General features: G+C 45.1%; 13 protein-coding genes, 2 tRNA genes and 3 rRNA genes. 14 read left to right on the forward strand and 4 right to left on the reverse strand.

Translation table 11 applies throughout. The features are described from left to right. Nucleotides 1-81: 81 nt before the first annotated feature. Nucleotides 82-834: an AraC family transcriptional regulator gene (locus tag PGW99_RS00645; protein WP_273778154.1), complete on the reverse strand. Its 753-nt coding sequence runs from the start codon at nt 832-834 to the stop codon at nt 82-84. 165 nt (nt 835-999) lie between these two features. Here PGW99_RS00645 and PGW99_RS00650 point away from each other — a divergent pair, with 165 nt between their 5' ends. Then, on the forward strand, nt 1,000-1,923 hold the full coding sequence (locus tag PGW99_RS00650; protein ID WP_273778155.1) for a DMT family transporter: 924 nt from the start codon (nt 1,000-1,002) through the stop codon (nt 1,921-1,923). Between the two features lie 393 nt (nt 1,924-2,316). On the opposite strand, the gene PGW99_RS00655 is transcribed toward PGW99_RS00650, so the two are convergent. From PGW99_RS00655 to PGW99_RS00665, 3 genes are read right to left on the reverse strand one after another with little or no spacing between them, the layout of a single operon-like run. Beyond that, entirely contained in the window at nt 2,317-2,886 is a 570-nt protein-coding gene (locus tag PGW99_RS00655; protein WP_273778156.1) for a Sua5/YciO/YrdC/YwlC family protein, read from the reverse strand. 41 nt (nt 2,887-2,927) lie between these two features. Continuing rightward, nucleotides 2,928-4,058, reverse strand: coding sequence for a DNA-processing protein DprA (gene dprA, locus PGW99_RS00660; RefSeq protein ID WP_273778157.1), 1,131 nt, complete (start codon nt 4,056-4,058; stop codon nt 2,928-2,930). A gap of 15 nt (nt 4,059-4,073) precedes the next feature. Further along, a complete protein-coding gene (locus PGW99_RS00665) occupies nt 4,074-5,225 on the reverse strand; it encodes a LysM peptidoglycan-binding domain-containing protein (RefSeq protein ID WP_273778158.1) in 1,152 nt (383 codons plus the stop codon). Nucleotides 5,226-5,345: 120 nt separating this feature from the next. Between PGW99_RS00665 and def the strand changes: the two genes are divergently transcribed. The 13 genes from def (at nt 5,346) to PGW99_RS00730 (ending at nt 22,038) form a co-directional block, all read left to right on the forward strand. After that, a complete protein-coding gene (gene def / locus PGW99_RS00670; RefSeq protein ID WP_273778159.1) occupies nt 5,346-5,876 on the forward strand; it encodes a peptide deformylase in 531 nt (176 codons plus the stop codon). 84 nt (nt 5,877-5,960) lie between these two features. Continuing rightward, nucleotides 5,961-6,386 (forward strand): DUF2946 family protein, encoded by a 426-nt coding sequence (locus PGW99_RS00675; RefSeq protein WP_273779380.1) that lies wholly within the window; start codon nt 5,961-5,963, stop codon nt 6,384-6,386. A gap of 74 nt (nt 6,387-6,460) precedes the next feature. Beyond that, nucleotides 6,461-8,506: a TonB-dependent copper receptor gene (locus PGW99_RS00680; RefSeq protein WP_273778160.1), complete on the forward strand. Its 2,046-nt coding sequence runs from the start codon at nt 6,461-6,463 to the stop codon at nt 8,504-8,506. An 85-nt stretch (nt 8,507-8,591) separates the two neighbouring features. Then, entirely contained in the window at nt 8,592-9,782 is a 1,191-nt protein-coding gene (locus PGW99_RS00685; protein ID WP_273778161.1) for a hypothetical protein, read from the forward strand. 569 nt (nt 9,783-10,351) lie between these two features. Then, a 16S ribosomal RNA gene (locus tag PGW99_RS00690) occupies nt 10,352-11,886 on the forward strand. A gap of 61 nt (nt 11,887-11,947) precedes the next feature. Continuing rightward, nucleotides 11,948-12,024 (forward strand) — tRNA-Ile (locus PGW99_RS00695). Between the two features lie 38 nt (nt 12,025-12,062). Continuing rightward, nucleotides 12,063-12,138: transfer RNA gene (locus PGW99_RS00700), tRNA-Ala, on the forward strand. A 372-nt stretch (nt 12,139-12,510) separates the two neighbouring features. Continuing rightward, nucleotides 12,511-15,400, forward strand: a 23S ribosomal RNA gene (locus tag PGW99_RS00705). 170 nt (nt 15,401-15,570) lie between these two features. Beyond that, nucleotides 15,571-15,685, forward strand: a 5S ribosomal RNA gene (gene rrf / locus PGW99_RS00710). Together the 16S, 23S and 5S rRNA genes with 2 tRNA genes alongside form the textbook arrangement of a ribosomal RNA operon. Nucleotides 15,686-16,044: 359 nt before the next feature. Continuing rightward, nucleotides 16,045-16,512, forward strand: coding sequence for a Cys-tRNA(Pro) deacylase (ybaK, locus tag PGW99_RS00715; RefSeq protein ID WP_273778162.1), 468 nt, complete (start codon nt 16,045-16,047; stop codon nt 16,510-16,512). Nucleotides 16,513-16,775: 263 nt separating this feature from the next. Beyond that, on the forward strand, nt 16,776-18,149 hold the full coding sequence (locus PGW99_RS00720) for an MFS transporter (protein ID WP_273778163.1): 1,374 nt from the start codon (nt 16,776-16,778) through the stop codon (nt 18,147-18,149). 104 nt (nt 18,150-18,253) lie between these two features. Continuing rightward, entirely contained in the window at nt 18,254-19,450 is a 1,197-nt protein-coding gene (locus PGW99_RS00725) for an MFS transporter (RefSeq protein ID WP_273778164.1), read from the forward strand. Nucleotides 19,451-19,641: 191 nt separating this feature from the next. Continuing rightward, a complete protein-coding gene (locus PGW99_RS00730) occupies nt 19,642-22,038 on the forward strand; it encodes a YgiQ family radical SAM protein (protein ID WP_273778165.1) in 2,397 nt (798 codons plus the stop codon). The last annotated feature ends 143 nt before the right edge of the window (nt 22,039-22,181 follow it).

Genomic DNA, 22,181 nt, shown 5'->3' on the forward strand with positions numbered 1-22,181 from the left:
TCATTATCCGAGATAAAACGGCCGTATCAGACCTGAAGCCTTCTAGGTGATCGCTCGTTAAACCTTTTTTAAATGATGTTCTTATTGGTTCAGCATTTGAGTTGGAGTTTGGCCGGTATGGCGTTTAAAAAATTCAATGAAACTGGAACTGTGCTGGTAGCCCAACTGATAAGCCAATTGTTTGACCGAGATTCCCTGTTGTAACTGATTCATTGCATAAATCAGTTTGGCCCGGTTACGCCACTCCGACAAAGATAAACTCAGTTCTTGTTGGCTCAAGCGCAAGAGATGCCGTTCACTGAACTGAAACGGCTGTAACAATTGTGGCAAGCTACGATGAAACAGATGAGGATCCCCGAGTATATTCAGCACCTCGCGCAAAATGGGATGCTGGCTCTGGGGTAGATAATGGGAGTACGGTGGCGCGAGCTGTAGCTGATCATACAGTACGTGTAAGGCATGATTGAGTGGTTCGTTGAGTGCGCCATTTTTCTGTAATTGTAGAATATGTTGAACCAGACAACGGAAGAATGGTTGGATACTAAACACCTGAATATTTGCTGTGAGTGGCCCACACAGGCTAGGGTGAACTCGTATACAGACATAATGTGTAAGCTGATCCAGAGCAACAGAGTGATGGGGCGTTTCTGGAGGTAGCCAGAGTCCATAATTGGGAGGTGACAAATAACGCTGCCGTTCCACGTGAAACTCGAGTACACCATTTAAGCTGAAATTGAAGTCTCCCCAAAGTGAACTATGCGGGTGAATCTGCTCATTTTGCTGGTATATGAATTCATCGACTTCAATCAGTTCAGATAAGGCCGGATGAGGCATTGGATTGCTTCCCATTCTTCAGAGTACTTAAGTGAGGGGATGAGTTTGCTGACCTTGAGCAGGTACTCATCATGACTACGATACGGTATTAATGTCTGAAATTCAGTATATCCATTATTTTAGACTTCACGCACAATAAATACTTCCCATCAAGGATGATGAAATATGCTGCTCAAAAACAAAACAGCTGTTTGGGTATTGGGATTGCCGCTCATGGCTGTGTTTATTTGGTCATTCAATATTGCGGTCACCCGTTATGTAGCAGAGTTTATTTCGCCAGTCAGTATCAGCTTTTATCGCTGGCTGCTCGCCTTTATTCTGTTAAGCCCGTTTATGCTGCCGCGTGTCTGGAAAAATCGTGCAGTCATCCGGCCGCATCTCAAGCAGTTGGCGGTGCTGAGTGCTTTTGGCATGGTGCTGTATCAGGGATTGGCGTATACCGCAGCACAGCATACCACTGCAACCAATATGGGCATTATCAATGCTTTTATTCCAGTTTTTACCGTTTTGGTTTCCTGGATAATTTTGCGTGATCGTCCTAACCGTTTCGCGTTGATTGGGAGTGCCTTGTCCTTTTTGGGTTTGCTGTATGTCATGGGGCAGGGGGATTTGCACCGTATGTTACAGCTGGGCGTGCACTGGGGCGATGTGTTAATGGTGCTCGCGGTCTTCTTTTACGCCTTTTATGGGGTGTTTTTAAAGAAATGGCAATTAAAGCTGGTGCTGCTGGAAAGTCTATATGTGCAGATCGCATTTAGCCTACTTTACCATTTACCTTTTATTTTTTGGTTAGGGTTGGATCGGTTGAATCAGCATAATCTTATGAGTGTGGTCTACGCTGGGATATTTCCTTCGATTATCGCCCCCTTAGTTTGGATGTTGGCCGTACAAAAAATCGGACCCAATCGCACCAGTATTTTTATGAATCTCATGCCGATTTGTACCGCAATTATTGCTTATCTCTGGTTGAATGAAGCCTGGACGATCGCCCATACGATTGGTGGTTTGGTTATTTTGTCCGGTATTTTGCTGGCACAAAAGAAGCCGACCCCTTTACTCACGGTCAGAATGGATGCTCAAAGAGATTAAAAAGTGAACATTTGATTTATTCTTCTATTTTTCTTTTTAATAAAAAGTAAAGGATGAGTGATCTCTTATGTGAGTTTTGTAACTTAATATTTTTTAAATTATGAATAAAAATAGAAAGATAATTTGAACCAATAAGAAAAAATGCTAAATGAGTCATGCATATAGAGTTGATTTGTTAAATAAATAATCTATTTGTGTAATTTGTAAATTTAGATCATAATATGCATATCAAATACATCTTAAAGTTATTCTTAACAGAGAGTGTATTGATCCAGATTTACGAACCCTCTGGATGTGACTGAAACACATCCTTTTCATGCTCAGTCTCCACTATAAGACTGAGCTTTTTTTTGCCTTGCTTTTGTGTTTCAGCCTGATCGGATGAATATCCTTTTAGGCGCGAATAATTTCACCGCTCACGGCATCCAAAATGCGACTCGGTTCCTGACTGAGGCCCAAGTCCCCATTTAAGTAATGTAATTCTGAACCAAAGTATTGGGTTGCCTGTTGCAAGGAACGAGCGGGTGACAAACCTGCCGGATTGGCACTGGTTGAAACGATAAAGCCTTGAAATGCATTACACAGTGCGACACAAAGCGAGTGGGTGGTGACACGCACAGCAACCTTGCTGTGATGACCTTTAATCCAGGATGGAATCTGATCATCGGCCGGGAGTAACCAGGTCGTGGCACGTTCAGTTGGATTACGATCAGTCCAGCTGGCGATGACTTGTTGTTGCATCTCTGCAGTTAAGTTGGCGAGTAGAGGTTCAACCTGAGCAATTTGTCCGGCGAGCAAGATGACGCCTTTTTCAATGGGCCGTTGTTTGAGTCGTAAAATTTCTGAAAAAGCTTGTTCATTCATCGGGTCACAACCAAGACCCCAGACTGCCTCTGTTGGATAGGCCAACACTTGTCCTTGGCGCAGACATTCTGCTGCTTCGGCCACAGAGGTTGTAATCATTCGATATCACCTGTACTTGATGGAAAGCCTTATTGTGAACTTTATTGTGCTATCCGACAACGTAGATATCGTCCGGCCTGTTGCTGACACAGTCCCAAAAGTTCCAGTTCCATCAATTGACTGGTTAATGTGGCAATTTCAACGCCCATTTTAATAGCTAAAGAATCAATGTCTTGCCCGACCCAATCCAGTTGCTGGTAGAGCATGTGCAAATGTGCCGGAATTTCCGGAACGGCGGATTGCGCTTGAGCTTGTTGCTGCTGCATCTGCCAGTGTGTAGGCAGAGCCAGATCTTCCAATATCTGTTCGGGATGGTCCACCAAGATTGCCCCTTCACGGATCAGTTGATGGCAACCACGATGATGTTCACTATAGATGTGTCCAGGAATGGCAAAGATAATTTTCCCTTGATCCGCCGCAGCTTGTGCCGTGATCAATGAACCACTTTTCAGTTTGGCTTCAGCGACAACCACACCTAGACTCAAGGCACTGACAATCCGGTTACGTCGTGGAAAATGATGAGGAAGAGGTTTGGTGCCCGGTAAGAATTCACTGAGCACTGCACCTGCAGATTGAACAATCTGCTGTTGCAATTCACGGTTCTGTCTGGGATAGGTTTGATCGAGTCCACTACCGACCACAGCGATCGTACGATGCTGACAGAGCGCACCACGGTGAGCTGCTTCATCGACGCCTTCCGCCAGACCACTGGTGATATAAAAACCCTGTTCACTCAGGTAATAAGCAAAATCATAAGCGACTTGCCGACCATGTGGACTCGGTTTGCGACTGCCGACAATTGCAATTTGCGGTAGGTTTAAAATTTGTGCTTGGCCCTGCCCAAACAGGATGGGTGGTCTGTCTGCATAGGGCTGGAGCTGTTGCGGATAATCTGCATCCTCAGGCAGCAAAACGAAGTCACTGCTGCTGAGCAGATGATCGAGACAACGTTCAAATTGTTGTTGTCCAGTCGTGGTTTTGAATTCTGCAAGGCGTTGTAAATGGCTGGCATGCAAGCCAGCATCTTGCCAACGACCCAGTTGGGCGTGATGGGCTGCATCTTCAATTGACCCAAAATATTGCTCTAATCGACGAAAAGCAGAAAGCGAATGCTGCACCAGATACCAGACGTGTACAGTAGCCAGTTGGCTCGCGCTCAATCCGGGCAGCATTGCTAGATCCTCGGCTTATTCGTCCATCAATGGCGGCTGGATGCTGGCACCTACTTTGATCGGTAGCTCGCTATCGAGTACATAGGCATAGCTGAGTTGATCAAAGGTACGGAACACCATAACATTACCAATACGTTGATTTGGCAGTTTCACAGTCTCTTTAGTTTTTGGATCTTTAACGATTTCACCTTGCTGGTAAACGCTAAAGACTTGACCGACTTTGGTGCCATGCAGGGTGCCGCGGTCAAGGGTGACGACACTGTTACGTGCTGCAGTAGAAATCGAACCCATTACACGGATGATCTGGCCACCTGGAGTCACTTCTTGAGCTTCAGTCGGATAGAACAAGGTCGGTAGCATGGCATCATATTCAGGTAATACACGGTCACCGCGACGCACTTCACCGTTGTAGCTGTCCGTTAATTCTAGCGTTGTGATGTCATTTTCTGCTTGAACCGCAATCCCTGAAGCCACTTGCAGCAGTTCTACACCTGCGTTGTATTTTTTGCCTTCCGCATCGGTAAAGATGTAAGGTTCAGCTTCACGATAGACGGCATAGCGCTGACCAACTTCGAGGCCATTACCGCGCGTATAAACGGTTTGTCCTTTGCCAGCCAAGACACGTTGGTCCGCTGTACCGAGGATATAAGGGGTATTTTCCAACGACTCAGGAGCAAGGATGACCGTACGTTCTAGCCAGTGCTTGATATGTTCCAGTGGAATTACTGGAATGGTGTTGTTGAGTGATTCAACTCGGATTTGCGGTTGCAAATTGGTACGGCCAGAATAGCGACGAATAATGCCGGTACAGCCATCACCTTCATCTTTACCAATCAGTGGACGGCCATTTAAGGTACATAACAGTAAACGGTCACCCGGATAGATCCAATGTGGGTTTTTGACGTGCTTGTTGCTCGCCCAAATTTCAGGCCAACGCCATGGTTTTTTTAGGAATTTTCCAGAAATTTCCCATAGTGTATCACCTTTTTTCACGACATAGACATTCGGTGCACTAGCCTTGAGTGCAGGCGGATTGACATTCGGACTCGCAGCTTGAGCTGTATCGAGTTGTACCAGGCCAACACCCATGCACACTGCGAGTGCGAGCAACTGTTTTTTTAACCCCAAGGCATTAAAAGATGGCATGCCCGTCAAAACCTTTTTCATTATCATAATTCCTAAAATTATGTATGTACTTGCGTTATAATAACGATATTACACACAATTTTTTGATGAAGCATTCCCTTCATTTGGTTTTTTGATCAATGGCATAATTGAGGACGCAGTATGGCCTTATTACCAATTTTAAGTTTCCCTGATCCCCGACTTCGTACCGTTGCTCAACCAGTGGAAGAGGTGACTGATGAAATTCGTCAGCTCGCTGCGGATATGCTTGAAACCATGTATGCAGCGCCTGGCATTGGTTTGGCTGCTACACAAATTGATCGTCATATTCAGTTGATCGTGATGGATCTGTCCGAATCAAAAGATCAACCTATGGTCTTCATTAACCCCAAAGTTACCCCACTTACCGAAGAAACTCAGCCTTATGAAGAAGGCTGTTTGTCAGTGCCTCAAATATACGACAAAGTTGAGCGCCCGTCACGCGTCAAGATCAATGCAATTAACCTTGAAGGTCAAGCAGTTGAGATAGAAGCTGACGGACTTCTCGCTGTTTGTATCCAACATGAAATGGATCACTTAAAAGGTAAATTGTTCGTCGATTATTTGTCGCCGTTAAAACGTCAACGTGCTCGGGAAAAAATAGAAAAAGTGACCCGACAAAAAGAACGTCAAAAAGTGGCGGTCAAACGCTAACTTTTTAGGCATTAGTCGAAGAAAAGCCCAATCTTGAATTGGGCTTTGCTATACTGGTCGCGTAAAAATTTTGAGATTCAAGATTTGTTCGTACGTAGTGGGTTACTGCTGTCTTTTGCAGCGGTATTTTTACAGATTGCGGTATTTTTACAGCCTCTGCTACCTAAGCAGTATCAGGTTGCGCCTATCTGTGAAACCATTACCCGTGCACTGCTGCTTTCTCCTGCTACAACTTTACATTCCTCCACTGTGCATGAACATGCGCTTCATGCAGAACATCAGCAAGTTGTTAAACAAACCGGTCATGATCATCATGATGCCAACCATCAATGCCAATACTGTACCGTGTATGGCAATCTGGTACTGCCGCCAGAACTTGAGGTGAAGCAGGTTTTGGATCGTATCCAGGTTCGCCTGATGGCATTTCAACAGGCATTTAGCCATGTCTGGTTTGTTCTGCAGCGACTGTTTCTCATTCCCCAAGGCAGGGCACCCCCTATTTTTGCATAAACAAAACGTTGCGTTTTTCCGGGTCTTCTATGAGGCCTGCACAGTTTTATTTATGTATTAAAAGGTATTGTGCGATGTCACACCCTCAATTTTTATTACAGCCGCTCACGGCTGCGGTTTTGGCTGCGTGTTCTTCTACATTAGTATGGGCAAATGATGCCGAAAGTTCATCTGAACACACCTTGCACTCTTTGGCACCGCTGGTTGTTACTGCACAACAAGCCAATGATGCCAATGGTCTGATCGTACACGCTGATCCGAAACAGCCAATTCAACCGGTTCCAGCTACGGATGGTGCTGATTACTTACAAAGTATTATGGGTTTTAACTCGGTCAATAGTGGCGCAGGGACCAATGGGGATGTGACCTTCCGTGGCATGTTTGGTTCACGCATTAAAATTCTGACCGATGGCACAGAAAATTTAGGGGCCTGTCCATCGCGTATGGATGCACCAACTTCTTATATTTCACCGGAAAGTTATGACCGGATCTCGGTGATTAAAGGCCCGCAAACCGTACAGTATGCCAATACCGGTTCTGCTGCGACGGTGATTTTTGAGCGTGGTCCAGAAACAGAACTCTCTGCTGAAAAGCATTATCGTGGTCAGGCCAGTGTGCTGCTTGGTTCCTATGGCCGTCTGGATCAAAATGTTGAAACCGCCATTGGCGACGAAACTAAATATATCCGTTTAAATGCCAATCGTTCCGAGTCGGATGATTATCAAGATGGCAATGGCGATGCTGTACCTTCCGCATGGGAACGCTGGAATACTGATGTCGCTTTGGGGTGGACACCGGATGAAAATACTTGGTTGGAACTCAGTGGTGGCAAGGCGGATGGCGAAGCCGTTTATGCTGGCCGTATGATGGATGGCTCCAAGTTTGCCCGTGAAAGTCTGGGATTGCGTTTTGAAAAGAAAAACCTGACAGATGTGATTAAAAAGGTTGAAGGGCAAATCAACTACAATTTTAACGATCATGTCATGGATAGTTTTAGCTTACGTGAGTTTAAACCTATGGGCATGATGCAGATGCCTATGGCAACAAATGTAACACGTCGCACATTAAATGCACGGTTGGCGATGACCAGCGAATGGGATAAAACCCAGTTGATCACCGGTCTAGATACGCAGAACAACAAACATGCGCTTGGAAAATATTATCCTCTTAAACCTGCTGATAATGTGCCGGTAACAACGGATATGAAATTCCATTCATATGGTGCATTTGGTGAACTTAATTATCAACTGACTGATCAAAATAAATTAGTTACGGGTGTCCGTGTTGACCAAGTCAATGTGAAAGATGAACGTGCAGCATCAGCAAGTTTTAATCGTGAGTTGAATAAAACTTTACCAAGTGCTTTTATCCGTCTAGAGAACCAACATCCAAATCATGATGCTAAAACCTATGTGGGTTTGGGATATGTGGAGCGAATGCCGGATTACTGGGAATTATTCAGTCCTAAAACAGGAAATGATTCTAAAGATGTCTTTAACTCCATAGATACTGAGAAAACTTTACAGTTGGATCTAGGCTATCAACATCAGCATGGCGCATTGAATTCGTGGGTATCGGCTTATGCAGGTCTGGTTAATGACTATATCTTAACGAATTATACGAATATGATGGATGCACATACCCGTAATGTCGATGCAACCATTGCTGGTGCGGAAGCCGGTGTGGGTTATCAATTTACCGATACGATTCAGGGTGACATCAGTGCCATGTATGCCTGGGGTGAAAACACTACCGATAACACACCGTTACCGCAGATTGCGCCGTTAGAAGCCCGTGTCAACCTGCGCTATGTGCAGGAGAAATATAACGTCGGCCTTTTATGGCGGATTGTGGATGATCAAAGCCGTATCAGTAAAAACGAAGGTAATATCGTGGGATATGACTTGGGCGAAAGCAAAGGCTTTGGTACTTTATCTATTAATGGTTCTTATAACCTGCGTGAAGGTGTCGATCTCTCGGTTGGCATTGATAACCTGTTAGATAAAGCCTATGCAGAACATCTGAACAAGGCGGGCAGTGCTGGCTTTGGCTTTGCTGCGAATGAGCAATTTAATAATATTGGCCGCAACTACTGGGCACGGATGAGTTTTAAATTTTAATGACTGACTTCTGTGATTAAATACAGAGCCATTGTCGAAAGACAATGGCTTTTTAATATCCATAGAATAAAAATGAGTCGTTAAAATGAATCAGGTGAATACAGAAAAAGTAATAGAAGAGTTAAAAACACAAGGTTATAGCAAAATCACAGTGAAAAACTGGAACCAAGATTTCAGGATAGAATTAGGCCGTATTCTTTATTCACAAGGTTTCAAATTTTATCAGTTTTACCGGATGCGCGATGAGCAAGATCAGTATGTGATTGTTTTGGAGGGTATCACTGTACCTTTGGAGTTGGAGCAAATCTACGCCAAAAAATCGAATTTTCTGCATAAGCTATTACCTTTAATTTTAGTGATTATTGTACTGGCGAGCATTGTATATTTTATCAAAACGTATAGTCAGGACAGAGCGTATTCAGGATTAATGACCAGTACGGTTGTGATTATTATTCCTATTATTTTAGGGGCATTATTGCAATATTTTGCCCTAGTACAAAAACCATCCCGATTGAGAAATACAGGCTGGTTAATTGCTTGGTCAGGATTGGCAGGGATTTTAGCTTTCGGTGCTCTTTTTCTGGGTGAAGGAACCATTTGCCTGATTATTCTCAGTCCGCTGATTTTTGTCGAATTAAAGCTTGGTACTGTGTTGATGCAAGCATTTTGCAGATATTTGTGGAAGCCAAGCTTTAAAACCTATTCATTGGCTCTTTTTCCTTTGTTACTGTTTTTTGTGTTGCCGGATTTTAGCCGGAATTATTATGGTCAAACACAACGTGAACTCATTATTCATGCACCTCAGGATAAGGTATTCAAAGCGATTAATCAGATTGGTCAGGTACGACCGGAAGAAGTTCCAGACAATTTTATTTTTATGATGGGCTTTCCTAAACCTACTTTTGGCATGACCGAACAAAGAAAAGAAAGGATGGTCAGAACCATTCAATGGGAACGTGGAGTTCAGTTTGAAGAACGGGTGACTGCATCTCATGCACCCTATTTATTAAGCTGGACCTATCAGTTTAGTCCGACATCCTTTCCGAAGGGCTCAATGGATGACCATGTCAAGATTGGCGGGCCTTATTTCGATTTATTGAAGACGGATTATCAACTTGAAAAACTGGATAATAATACGACTAAACTGATTTTAACCATCGATTACCGCTTATCCACAGAATACAACTGGTATAGCAAACTTTGGGTAAATTATGTGTTAAATGAGTTTAGTGATGTGGTGATGCAGATTCATAAACAGCGTTTAGAACATAAATAATGCATCGTTTTGTTGCATGTGGGTATTTTTGAAATTGCATTTTTAACTTTTGTTGTTAAATAACAAACACTTGCTTTTATTTAAATGATTTCAAATTCAAATTCAAATACATGGCAGCTACTTAAATTTTAGTAATTTATGGTTAAAATAAATTAATCATAAAAAATAATAGCTTAATTGTATCTGTGTTGGAAAAACATCCACATGAAATTAAATGCCAAAGTAAAGTGTTGCATGTAAAAAAAAATGGCCTATAATGCGAATCCATCGGCGGCGCTGTTGAATAAAACTTGTTGAAAATCAATCGATTGGAAATAAGTTAAATTTAAGAGTTGACATTCTGGATAAACAGAGTAGTATAGCCGACCTAGCTTGATGCTGACGAAGCATCGAGAAGATCATTAAGAGATTATGAAGAACAACTTGTGTGGATTTTTACTGGTTGATTGATCGATATATTATCATTGATTGAATTGGTAGAAATTACTCGAAGTTTATTTGAGCGAATTTTTAGTCAGTAAGATTAATGAGCCAGATTTGGCCACTTCGAAAAAGTGGCAAATGATTTTAAACTGAAGAGTTTGATCATGGCTCAGATTGAACGCTGGCGGCAGGCTTAACACATGCAAGTCGAGCGGAGCGAGGGTGCTTGCACCTTAGCTTAGCGGCGGACGGGTGAGTAATGCTTAGGAATCTGCCTATTAGTGGGGGACAACGTTTCGAAAGGAACGCTAATACCGCATACGTCCTACGGGAGAAAGCAGGGATCTTCGGCCCTTGCGCTAATAGATGAGCCTAAGTCGGATTAGCTAGTTGGTGGGGTAAAGGCCTACCAAGGCGACGATCTGTAGCGGGTCTGAGAGGATGATCCGCCACACTGGGACTGAGACACGGCCCAGACTCCTACGGAGGCAGCAGTGGGGAATATTGGACAATGGGGGGAACCCTGATCCAGCCATGCCGCGTGTGTGAAGAAGGCCTTTTGGTTGTAAAGCACTTTAAGCGAGGAGGAGGCTTACCTAGTTAATACCTGGGATAAGTGGACGTTACTCGCAGAATAAGCACCGGCTAACTCTGTGCCAGCAGCCGCGGTAATACAGAGGGTGCGAGCGTTAATCGGATTTACTGGGCGTAAAGCGTGCGTAGGCGGCTTTTTAAGTCGGATGTGAAATCCCCGAGCTTAACTTGGGAATTGCATTCGATACTGGGAAGCTAGAGTATGGGAGAGGATGGTAGAATTCCAGGTGTAGCGGTGAAATGCGTAGAGATCTGGAGGAATACCGATGGCGAAGGCAGCCATCTGGCCTAATACTGACGCTGAGGTACGAAAGCATGGGGAGCAAACAGGATTAGATACCCTGGTAGTCCATGCCGTAAACGATGTCTACTAGCCGTTGGGGCCTTTGAGGCTTTAGTGGCGCAGCTAACGCGATAAGTAGACCGCCTGGGGAGTACGGTCGCAAGACTAAAACTCAAATGAATTGACGGGGGCCCGCACAAGCGGTGGAGCATGTGGTTTAATTCGATGCAACGCGAAGAACCTTACCTGGCCTTGACATAGTAAGAACTTTCCAGAGATGGATTGGTGCCTTCGGGAACTTACATACAGGTGCTGCATGGCTGTCGTCAGCTCGTGTCGTGAGATGTTGGGTTAAGTCCCGCAACGAGCGCAACCCTTTTCCTTATTTGCCAGCACTTCGGGTGGGAACTTTAAGGATACTGCCAGTGACAAACTGGAGGAAGGCGGGGACGACGTCAAGTCATCATGGCCCTTACGGCCAGGGCTACACACGTGCTACAATGGTCGGTACAAAGGGTTGCTACACAGCGATGTGATGCTAATCTCAAAAAGCCGATCGTAGTCCGGATTGGAGTCTGCAACTCGACTCCATGAAGTCGGAATCGCTAGTAATCGCGGATCAGAATGCCGCGGTGAATACGTTCCCGGGCCTTGTACACACCGCCCGTCACACCATGGGAGTTTGTTGCACCAGAAGTAGCTAGCCTAACTGCAAAGAGGGCGGTTACCACGGTGTGGCCGATGACTGGGGTGAAGTCGTAACAAGGTAGCCGTAGGGGAACCTGCGGCTGGATCACCTCCTTAACGAAAGATTGACGATTAGTAAGAATCCACAACAAGTTGTTCTTCATGACGATGTATCTGAGGGTCTGTAGCTCAGTTGGTTAGAGCACACGCTTGATAAGCGTGGGGTCACAAGTTCAAGTCTTGTCAGACCCACCATGACATACTCATACGATACATTGACTAATGATATAGCTGGGGACTTAGCTTAGTTGGTAGAGCGCCTGCTTTGCACGCAGGAGGTCAGGAGTTCGACTCTCCTAGTCTCCACCACGTATTTCGGTACGAGGCTAAAGCTAAAGATTGCAGAACTTAATGAATACGATGATGTTTATTAATTTCTGTGATTTAAGTATCACGGTATTAAGCATGACCTGACGAAGGCGTGTTTATTCATTAACAGATTGGCAAAATTGAGTCTAAAATAAATTGTTCACTCAATTCAGAAGACAGTAGCAAGCAATTGTGAATGTTGAATGAAATTGAGAACTAGCAAATTAACTGAATCAAGCGTTTTGGTATATGAATTTAGATTGAAGCTGTACAGTGCTTAAATGCACGGGCAACAAACTGTGGATTGACTAAGTAATTAGTTAATCTGTCTTGATCCTACTTGTAGGGATTAACGACTGTTTGGGGTTGTATAGTCAAGTAATTAAGTGCATGTGGTGGATGCCTTGGCAGTCAGAGGCGAAGAAAGACGTGATAGCCTGCGAAAAGCTTCGGGGAGGCGGCAAATATCCTGTGATCCGGAGATATCTGAATGGGGAACCCACCTATCATAAGATAGGTATTGCATGATGAATACATAGTCATGCAAGGCGAACGAGGAAGTGAAACATCTCAGTACCCTTAGGAAAAGAAATCAATTGAGATTCCCTTAGTAGCGGCGAGCGAACGGGGACTAGCCCATTAAGTTATCTAAGTTTTAGTGGAATGCTCTGGGAAGTGCAACCATAGTGGGTGATAGTCCTGTACACGAAAGGGCTTAGATAATGATGTCGAGTAGGGCGAGGCACGTGAAACCTTGTCTGAATATGGGGGGACCATCCTCCAAGGCTAAATACTCCTGACTGACCGATAGTGAACCAGTACCGTGAGGGAAAGGCGAAAAGAACCCCTGTGAGGGGAGTGAAATAGATCCTGAAACCGCATGCATACAAGCAGTGGGAGCACCTTCGTGGTGTGACTGCGTACCTTTTGTATAATGGGTCAGCGACTTATATTCAGTAGCGAGGTTAACCGTATAGGGGAGCCGTAGAGAAATCGAGTCTTAATAGGGCGTCTAGTTGCTGGGTATAGACCCGAAACCGGGTGATCTATCCATGAGCAGGTTGAAGGTTGGGTAACACTAACTGGAGGACCGAACCCACCGTCGTTGAAAAGCCGGGGGATGACTTGTGGATAGGGGTGAAAGGCTAATCAAACTCGGTGATAGCTGGTTCTCCCCGAAAGCTATTTAGGTAGCGCCTCGGACGAATACCATAGGGGGTAGAGCACTGTTTCGGCTAGGGGGTCATCCCGACTTACCAAACCGATGCAAACTCCGAATACCTATGAGTACTATCCGGGAGACAGACTGCGGGTGCTAACGTCCGTAGTCAAGAGGAAAACAATCCAGACCGCCAGCTAAGGCCCCAAAATCATAGTTAAGTGGGAAACGATGTGGGAAGGCATAGACAGCTAGGAGGTTGGCTTAGAAGCAGCCACCCTTTAAAGAAAGCGTAATAGCTCACTAGTCGAGTCGGCCTGCGCGGAAGATGTAACGGGGCTAAAACTATGTGCCGAAGCTGCGGATGTATACTTTGTATACGTGGTAGGGGAGCGTTCTGTAAGCCGATGAAGGTGGATTGAGAAGTCTGCTGGAGGTATCAGAAGTGCGAATGCTGACGTGAGTAACGACAAAACGGGTGAAAAACCCGTTCGCCGAAAGACCAAGGGTTCCAGTCCAACGTTAATCGGGGCTGGGTGAGTCGACCCCTAAGGCGAGGCCGAAAGGCGTAGTCGATGGGAAATTGGTTAATATTCCAATACTTCTGTGTAATGCGATGAGAGGACGGAGAAGGTTAAGTCAGCCTGGCGTTGGTTGTCCAGGTGAAAGGATGTAGGCATGTATCTTAGGCAAATCCGGGGTACTCTATGCTGAGATCTGATAGCAAGCTGTACTTGTACAGTGAAGTGGCTGATACCATGCTTCCAGGAAAAGTCTCTAAGCTTCAGTTACACAGGAATCGTACCCGAAACCGACACAGGTGGTCAGGTCGAGTAGACCAAGGCGCTTGAGAGAACTCTGCTGAAGGAACTAGGCAAAATGGTACCGTAACTTCGGGAGAAGGTACGCTGCCGGCGGTGATAGGACTTGCTCCTTGAGCTGCTGGCAGCCACAGAAACCAGGCCGCTGCAACTGTTTATTAAAAACATAGCACTCTGCAAACACGAAAGTGGACGTATAGGGTGTGATGCCTGCCCGGTGCTGGAAGGTTAATTGATGGGGTTAGCGTAAGCGAAGCTCTTGATCGAAGCCCCAGTAAACGGCGGCCGTAACTATAACGGTCCTAAGGTAGCGAAATTCCTTGTCGGGTAAGTTCCGACCTGCACGAATGGCATAATGATGGCGGCGCTGTCTCCAGCAGAGGCTCAGTGAAATCGAAATCGCTGTGAAGATGCAGTGTACCCGCGGCTAGACGGAAAGACCCCGTGAACCTTTACTGCAGCTTGACATTGAACTTTGACCTTACTTGTGTAGGATAGGTGGGAGGCTTTGAAGTTGGAACGCCAGTTCCAATGGAGCCGTCCTTGAAATACCACCCTGGTAATGTTGAGGTTCTAACTCTGACCCATAATCTGGGTCGAGGACCATGTCTGGTGGGTAGTTTGACTGGGGCGGTCTCCTCCTAAAGAGTAACGGAGGAGTACGAAGGTGCGCTCAGCGTGGTCGGAAATCACGCGTAGAGTATAAAGGCAAAAGCGCGCTTAACTGCGAGACCCACAAGTCGAGCAGGTACGAAAGTAGGTCTTAGTGATCCGGTGGTTCTGTATGGAAGGGCCATCGCTCAACGGATAAAAGGTACTCTGGGGATAACAGGCTGATACCGCCCAAGAGTTCATATCGACGGCGGTGTTTGGCACCTCGATGTCGGCTCATCTCATCCTGGGGCTGAAGCAGGTCCCAAGGGTATGGCTGTTCGCCATTTAAAGAGGTACGCGAGCTGGGTTTAGAACGTCGTGAGACAGTTCGGTCCCTATCTACCGTGGGCGCTGGAAATTTGAGAGGATCTGCTCCTAGTACGAGAGGACCAGAGTGGACGAACCTCTGGTGTACCGGTTGTGACGCCAGTCGCATCGCCGGGTAGCTATGTTCGGAAGGGATAACCGCTGAAAGCATCTAAGCGGGAAGCCTACCTCAAGATAAGATTTCCCTAGGACTTTATGTCCTCTAAAGATCCGTTCAAGACTAGGACGTTGATAGGTTGGATGTGGAAGCATAGTGATATGTGAAGCTGACCAATACTAATTGATCGTGAGGCTTGACTATACAACACCCAAACAGTTGTTGTATCAAGCTAGATTCATCATAAATACTTGATTTAGTTAAAACTAAAGCTAAAATGAACACCTTAAAGTAAGATTCAATACAGCCCAATCTGTTCAAGATTTGGTAACTAAGTGGCATCAAGTAAGACCACTGAAAACCATAACAGTTGTGCTGGCGACAATAGCAAGAGTGAACCACCTGATCCCTTCCCGAACTCAGAAGTGAAACCTCTTCGCGCTGATGGTAGTGTGGGGTTACCCATGTGAGAGTAAGTCATCGCCAGCTCATTATTCCTAAAAACCCCCACCATTAAATATGGTGGGGGTTTTTTCTTTGCCTAGTAAAAAATGCAAAAGATTTTACCCACGCCTTAGTTTACTGATCATCAATCCAACTAGATTGAACTGTTCAACATGATTGGTAATGGATAATGAGGAAATAGAAACTTTAAGACTTCAGTTCGGGTAAAAACTGCATATGAAAGGCCTAGCAACTGGATTTAGTGATGGAAAATATTCACATTTAAAGTAACTTAGCGAACACTAGAAAAATAGATGAAAAAGAAAGTAATCACTTATTTTATAAATACCTTTAAAGTATGCTAATGTACTTTTATTGCTATTGTGCTGTAACTAGATTTAACAATGACTCCTGCGACCAAATTATTAAAAAGTCAAAAAATTGAATTTTCCATACATACTTATGAGCATGATGTCAGTATTAAAAATTTTGGACTCGAAGCGGCTGAGAAATTGAATTTAAAACTCACTGAAGTCTTCAAGACATTGCTGGTTACTGATGATAAAAATTATTATGTAATGGTCCTTCCTGTCGCTCATCAATTGAGCTTGAAAAAAGCCGCAGCTGCGTTAAGCTGTAAGAAATTACAAATGGCAGAGATGAAAGATGCTGAGCGTTTAACTGGTTATTTGGTGGGAGGAATCAGTCCGTTAGCACAGAAAAAACGCTTAAAAACGGTCATTGATCAGAGTGCATTAGACCTTAGCAAAATGTATGTGAGTGGTGGAAAGCGTGGACTGGATATTGGCCTCAGTCCACAAGATTTGGCCCGACTCACTCAAGCAAGTTTTGCAGACCTTCAGGATATATAATTTTTAAAAGTTGAGAATTTTACTAGGATTTTAAATGGTAAAATTATTAAAAATCATATACTTAATTTATTTCAATCAGGTTTTTAAACTATAAAAGTGGATTTTTCCATTATTTCATTTTGATATTAAAAATCGTTAAAATCTGCATATCCTATACTTTTAAGGCATAGACATATGCGAAATCGGTTTTGGACTTTAGTTGAGCATGTCCGTATTGTGTAGACCTAAGATAAGTATGGGTCTTCACAAGATGGAGGTGAAGCATGACTCAAGAAAAACTGAATATCAACGAGGTCGTTGATCACGCCAAATTTACACCATTTCATTGGAGCGTTTTGATCTGGTGTTTACTGATTATCATTTTTGATGGTTATGATTTGGTCATCTATGGCGTTGCCTTGCCATTGCTGATGCAAGAATGGGCGCTGTCAACTGTACAAGCGGGCTTGCTTGCGAGTTGTGCCTTGTTCGGTATGATGTTTGGTGCCATGGGATTTGGTACCCTGTCCGACAAATTGGGTCGTAAAAAGACTATTATGATCTGTGTAGCGCTTTTCAGTGGCTTCACGTTCTTAGGAGCTTACGCATCTAACCCAGTTGAGTTTGGTATTTTACGTTTCATCGCAGGTCTTGGGATCGGTGGTGTAATGCCAAACGTTGTTGCCTTGATGACTGAATACGCACCAAAACGCATTCGTAGCACACTCGTTGCCTTGATGTTCAGTGGCTATGCGATTGGTGGTATGTCATCTGCATTGCTTGGTAAGTGGTTAGTCGCGGATCACGGCTGGACAATTATGTTCATGTTGGCAGGTATTCCTTTATTGGTTTTACCATTGATCTGGAAATTCCTACCTGAATCTTTGATGTTCCTTGTAAAATCAGGCCGTCATGACCAGGCAAAAGCAATTCTGCGTAAAGTTGCACCTGAACAAACTGTAACTCCACAGACTCAATTGGTATTGAATGAAGTGATCGCTGGGGACGAAGCGCCAGTACGTGCACTGTTCCAACAAGGTCGTGCGTTCAGTACTTTCATGTTCTGGGTTGCCTTCTTCATGTGCTTGTTGATGGTGTATGCACTGGGCAGCTGGTTACCAAAACTGATGTTGTCTGCAGGCTACTCATTGGGTGCAAGCTTACTGTTCCTCTTCGCCTTGAACATCGGTGGTATGGTCGGTGCGATTGGTGGTGGTGCGTTGGCAGATAAATTCCACTTGAAACCTGTTATTACGACAATGTTTGTTGTGGGTGCTGCGGCGTTAGTTCTGCTTGGATTCAAGAGTCCACAACCAGTACTTTACACTTTGATTGCAATCGCGGGTGCTGCAACGATTGGTTCACAAATCTTGCTGTATACTTTCGTTGCACAATACTATCCAACCTCAGTACGTTCAACAGGTATGGGTTGGGCATCTGGTATCGGTCGTATCGGCGCGATCGTAGGTCCTGTGTTAACTGGTGCATTGTTGACTTACCAATTGCCACACCAAATGAACTTCTTGGTGATCGCGATTCCAGGTGTGATTGCAGCATTGGCAATCTTCATGGTGAACTTGAAGGCTTCTGTAGAAGGCAGCAAGAAACAAGAGCAAGTTGCGACAGGTGTAGATGGCAAACGTTCTTTAGCGAACTAAGCTACTGCTGATTCACAAAAGAGCCTTCGGGCTCTTTTTTGTTTTTTTACGCAAGGTATATTTCGGGCGTATACTACCCGGCATCGACTATCAGGTAGTGTTGTGTGTCCGATCCCATTCCCTATATCGCACGTGGTTCTAAAGCATTTTCTGCCATTCTGATAGCACTGTTCTTTGCCGGATTTACTTCGTTTTCGGTGTTGTACTGTGTACAGCCGATGATGCCGATTTTTGCCCAATATTTTCAGATCAGTCCAACCCAAAGCAGTTTTCCTTTGTCTCTTTCAACGGTTGCGCTGGCCGTCGGGTTGCTTTTCACGGGTATGATTTCAGACCGTTTTGGTCGCAAACCGATTATGTTGTGGGCACTGTTGCTTTGCTCCAGCCTGACCATCTTATCCAGTTTTGTACAGATGTGGCCGTTATATCTGCTGTTTCGTGTATTAATTGGGTTATGTGTCAGTGGTGTCGCTGCAGTTGCAATGACCTATATTGGCGAAGAAATAGCCCGTGAAGATTTGGCCTTTGCTATGGGGCTGTATATTTCGGGGACGGCTGTAGGGGGCATGAGTGGACGTTTGTTGGCTGGGGTGATGATTGATTTTCTCAGTTGGCAACAAGCTACCTTGATCATTGGCTTGCTGAATTTCTGCTTGGCAATCGCCTTTTGGAAATTGCTCCCCAATTCGCGTCACTTTTCCGCCTATCCGATGCATTTTTCACGCTTTATTCAGTCCTTTGCCCATAATCTGGCAGATAGGAAATTACGGATTCTGTTTGTTCAGGCTTTTATTTTAATGGGCTGCTTCGTCACGATTTTTAATTATATGAGTTACCATCTGCTCGAAGCACCTTTTCAGTTGAGCCAAACCTGGATTGGACTGATTTCAATTGTTTATCTAGCCGGGATTTATAGTTCGCCGCGTGCAGCCGCCTGGTCGCGTTGTTTTGGCCGGGAAAAAGTTTTGCCAGTGATGTTGTGTAGCATGATTGCCGGACTAGGAATCATGATGCTGAACCAGATCTGGCTGATTTTTATTGGCTTACTAATTTTTACTTTTTCCTTTTTCGCGGCACATTCGACTGCAAGCGCCTGGGTATCGGTACAGGCCGTACAGTACCGTGCAGTGGCTTCTTCCCTGTATTTGTTTTGTTATTACTTGGGTTCAAGTATCCTGGGCAGTTCAAGCGGTGTGGTTTGGGAAAATTTTGGTTGGCACGGTATCGGGACTGAAATCAGTCTGATTTTGGTATTTGGGCTGCTTTTAGCCGTCTATTTGGCACGTGGTTCACGCACATGATTGCCCTGCTGAAGCCCTTAAAATCCGCTTCTTGAGCCTTAAAATAGATGAAAAAATAAACAATAAAATTGTTATGCACTTATTTTTGCAGGATTTAATATCGGGGCAGTTGAGTGAAATTCATGGTAAAATGATCGACTTTCATTTTGATCGTTTCTGATCTTCCACTTGCCAGCCGAGAATCGCTAGCCATGTCTACTGCATATAAACCTCAGACCGCGCCTAAAGCGTTGTTTGATTACGACAAATATTGGGCGTCATGCTTTGATCCTGCGCCATTTTTGCCGATGTCGCGTGAAGAAATGGATCAGCTTGGCTGGGATGAGTGCGATTTTATTTTGGTCTGTGGCGATGCTTATATCGATCATCCCTCGTTTTGTTCCGGGATTATCGGCCGTGTGCTGGAAGCTCAAGGCTTCCGTGTGGGGATTATTGCGCAGCCGGACTGGACCAATGTGGACAGTTTCCGTGTTTTGGGCAAGCCTAAAATTGCCTGGGGTGTAACGGCCGGCAATATGGATTCCATGATCAACCGCTATACGGCAGATCGTAAAATCCGTTCTGATGACGCCTATTCTCCCGATAATGTCCCGAATAAACGTCCAGACCGTGCAGCAACGGTGTATTGTCAGCGCTGTCGAGAGGCCTATCCCGATGTGCCGGTGTTACTCGGGGGGATTGAAGGTTCATTGCGTCGTATCGCTCATTATGATTATTGGTCAGATAAAGTCCGTCGTTCCATCTTGATGGATTCTAAAGCGGATTTGCTGATGTATGGCAACGGCGAACGTTCGATTGTTGAAGTGATGCATCGTCTGGCCAAGGGTGAACCGATCCAGCAGATTACCGATGTGCGCGGTACGGCCTTTATTGTCAATAAACATAACCGTGCGACCAAGGCACAGTTTGTAGAAATTGCCTCAAACGATGTCGATACCATTGGCCGGGTTGATCCGATCATCAATCCCTATGTGATGACGGAAGACATTGATGGTTGTGAAATTGAAAAAGACAAAGGCAACAGCCTGACGCAGTATCAGAATTTCCAGAAAGAAATTGTAGCGAATCCGATTGTGCGGGAAGGTGATCAGCTGGATGCCGATACCCAAATCGTGCAGTTACAACCTGCGGCAAGTCGCGCCATCAAACATAAACTGCCACCACGTGAACTGGCGGTGATTCGTCTGCCTTCGTTCGAAGAAGTGGCGAATGATCGGGTGTTGTATGCCCATGCCAACCGGATTCTACATTTAGAGACGAATCCAGGGAATGCACGTGCGCTGGTACAGCGTCATGGTGAACGTGATGTCTGGATTAATCCGCCGCCGATTCCATTGACCACCGAAGAAATGGATTATGTGTTTGATCTGCCGTATGCACGCCTGCCACATCCTGCTTATGGCAATGCGCGTTTCCCGGCTTTTGACATGATCAAGTTTTCGGTCAACATCATGCGTGGCTGTTTTGGCGGCTGTACCTTCTGTTCGATTACCGAACATGAAGGCCGTATCATCCAGAACCGTTCAGAAGAATCGATTCTACGCGAAGTGGAAAAGATCCGGGATACGGCACCGGGCTTTACCGGTATTATTTCCGATCTTGGCGGACCGACGGCCAACATGTACCGTTTGCATTGTAAAGATCCAGAAATTGAAAAGAACTGCCGTAAGCCATCCTGCGTCTATCCGGGTGTGTGTCAGAACCTGCACACCGATCATGCTCCGTTGACCCAGTTGTACCGTAAGGCACGTGCCATTAAAGGCATCAAGAAGATCCTGATCGGTTCTGGTCTACGTTATGACTTGGCCGTGCTGAATCCTGAATACGTCAAAGAACTGGTCCAGCACCATGTTGGCGGTTATCTGAAAATTGCACCAGAACATACCGAAAAAGGCCCATTATCGAAAATGATGAAGCCTGGGATCGGGACCTATGACCGTTTCAAACAGATGTTTGATCGTTTCAGTAAAGAGGTGGGCAAAGAACAATATCTGATTCCTTACTTTATTGCAGCACACCCGGGTACTACAGATTATGACATGATGAATCTGGCTGTCTGGTTGAAAAAGAATGGTTTCCGTGCCGATCAGGTGCAGACCTTCTATCCATCTCCGATGGCAACAGCTTCAACCATGTATTACACCGGCAAAAACCCGCTGGCCAAAGTGGGGCGTACAACTGAAGATGTCGATATTGTGAAGGGTGAAAAACGTCGTCGTCTGCATAAAGCCTTCTTGCGTTATCATGATCCAAACAACTGGCCATTATTACGCGAAGCCTTAAAAGAAATGGGCCGTGAAGATCTGATTGGTAACTCGAAACAGCATCTGATCCCGACCTATCAGCCGAAAGGTAGTGAAGGCGAATACAAGTCTGCACGTAAGAAAAATTCGACACTGTCGGGTGATTCGGCCAAACGGACCAATCCAAATGCTGCACGTGCCCAGACCCGTCAGGGACAACCGAATCGTCCACAAAAAGGACAGATTCTGACTCAGCATACGGGTTTGCCACCACGTGAAACTGGCGAGCCGAAACGTCCATTTGGTCAATCGAAAGCTAAAGCTAAACCGAAGTCTCGTGCTTAAGTGCAAATGATCAGGATGCTTCGGCATCCTTTTTTAATACTAAAGAAAGGTCAGATGATCGAGGTTTTTTGTAAAAATATCCGTACAACGATTGCCCCGCCGTAGGGGCTGCGCTAGAGTGAATTTAAAACAGCGGATTAGGA

Origin of the sequence: Acinetobacter sp. GSS19 (assembly GCF_028621895.1) — a bacterium.
Classification (GTDB): Bacteria; Pseudomonadota; Gammaproteobacteria; order Pseudomonadales; family Moraxellaceae; genus Acinetobacter.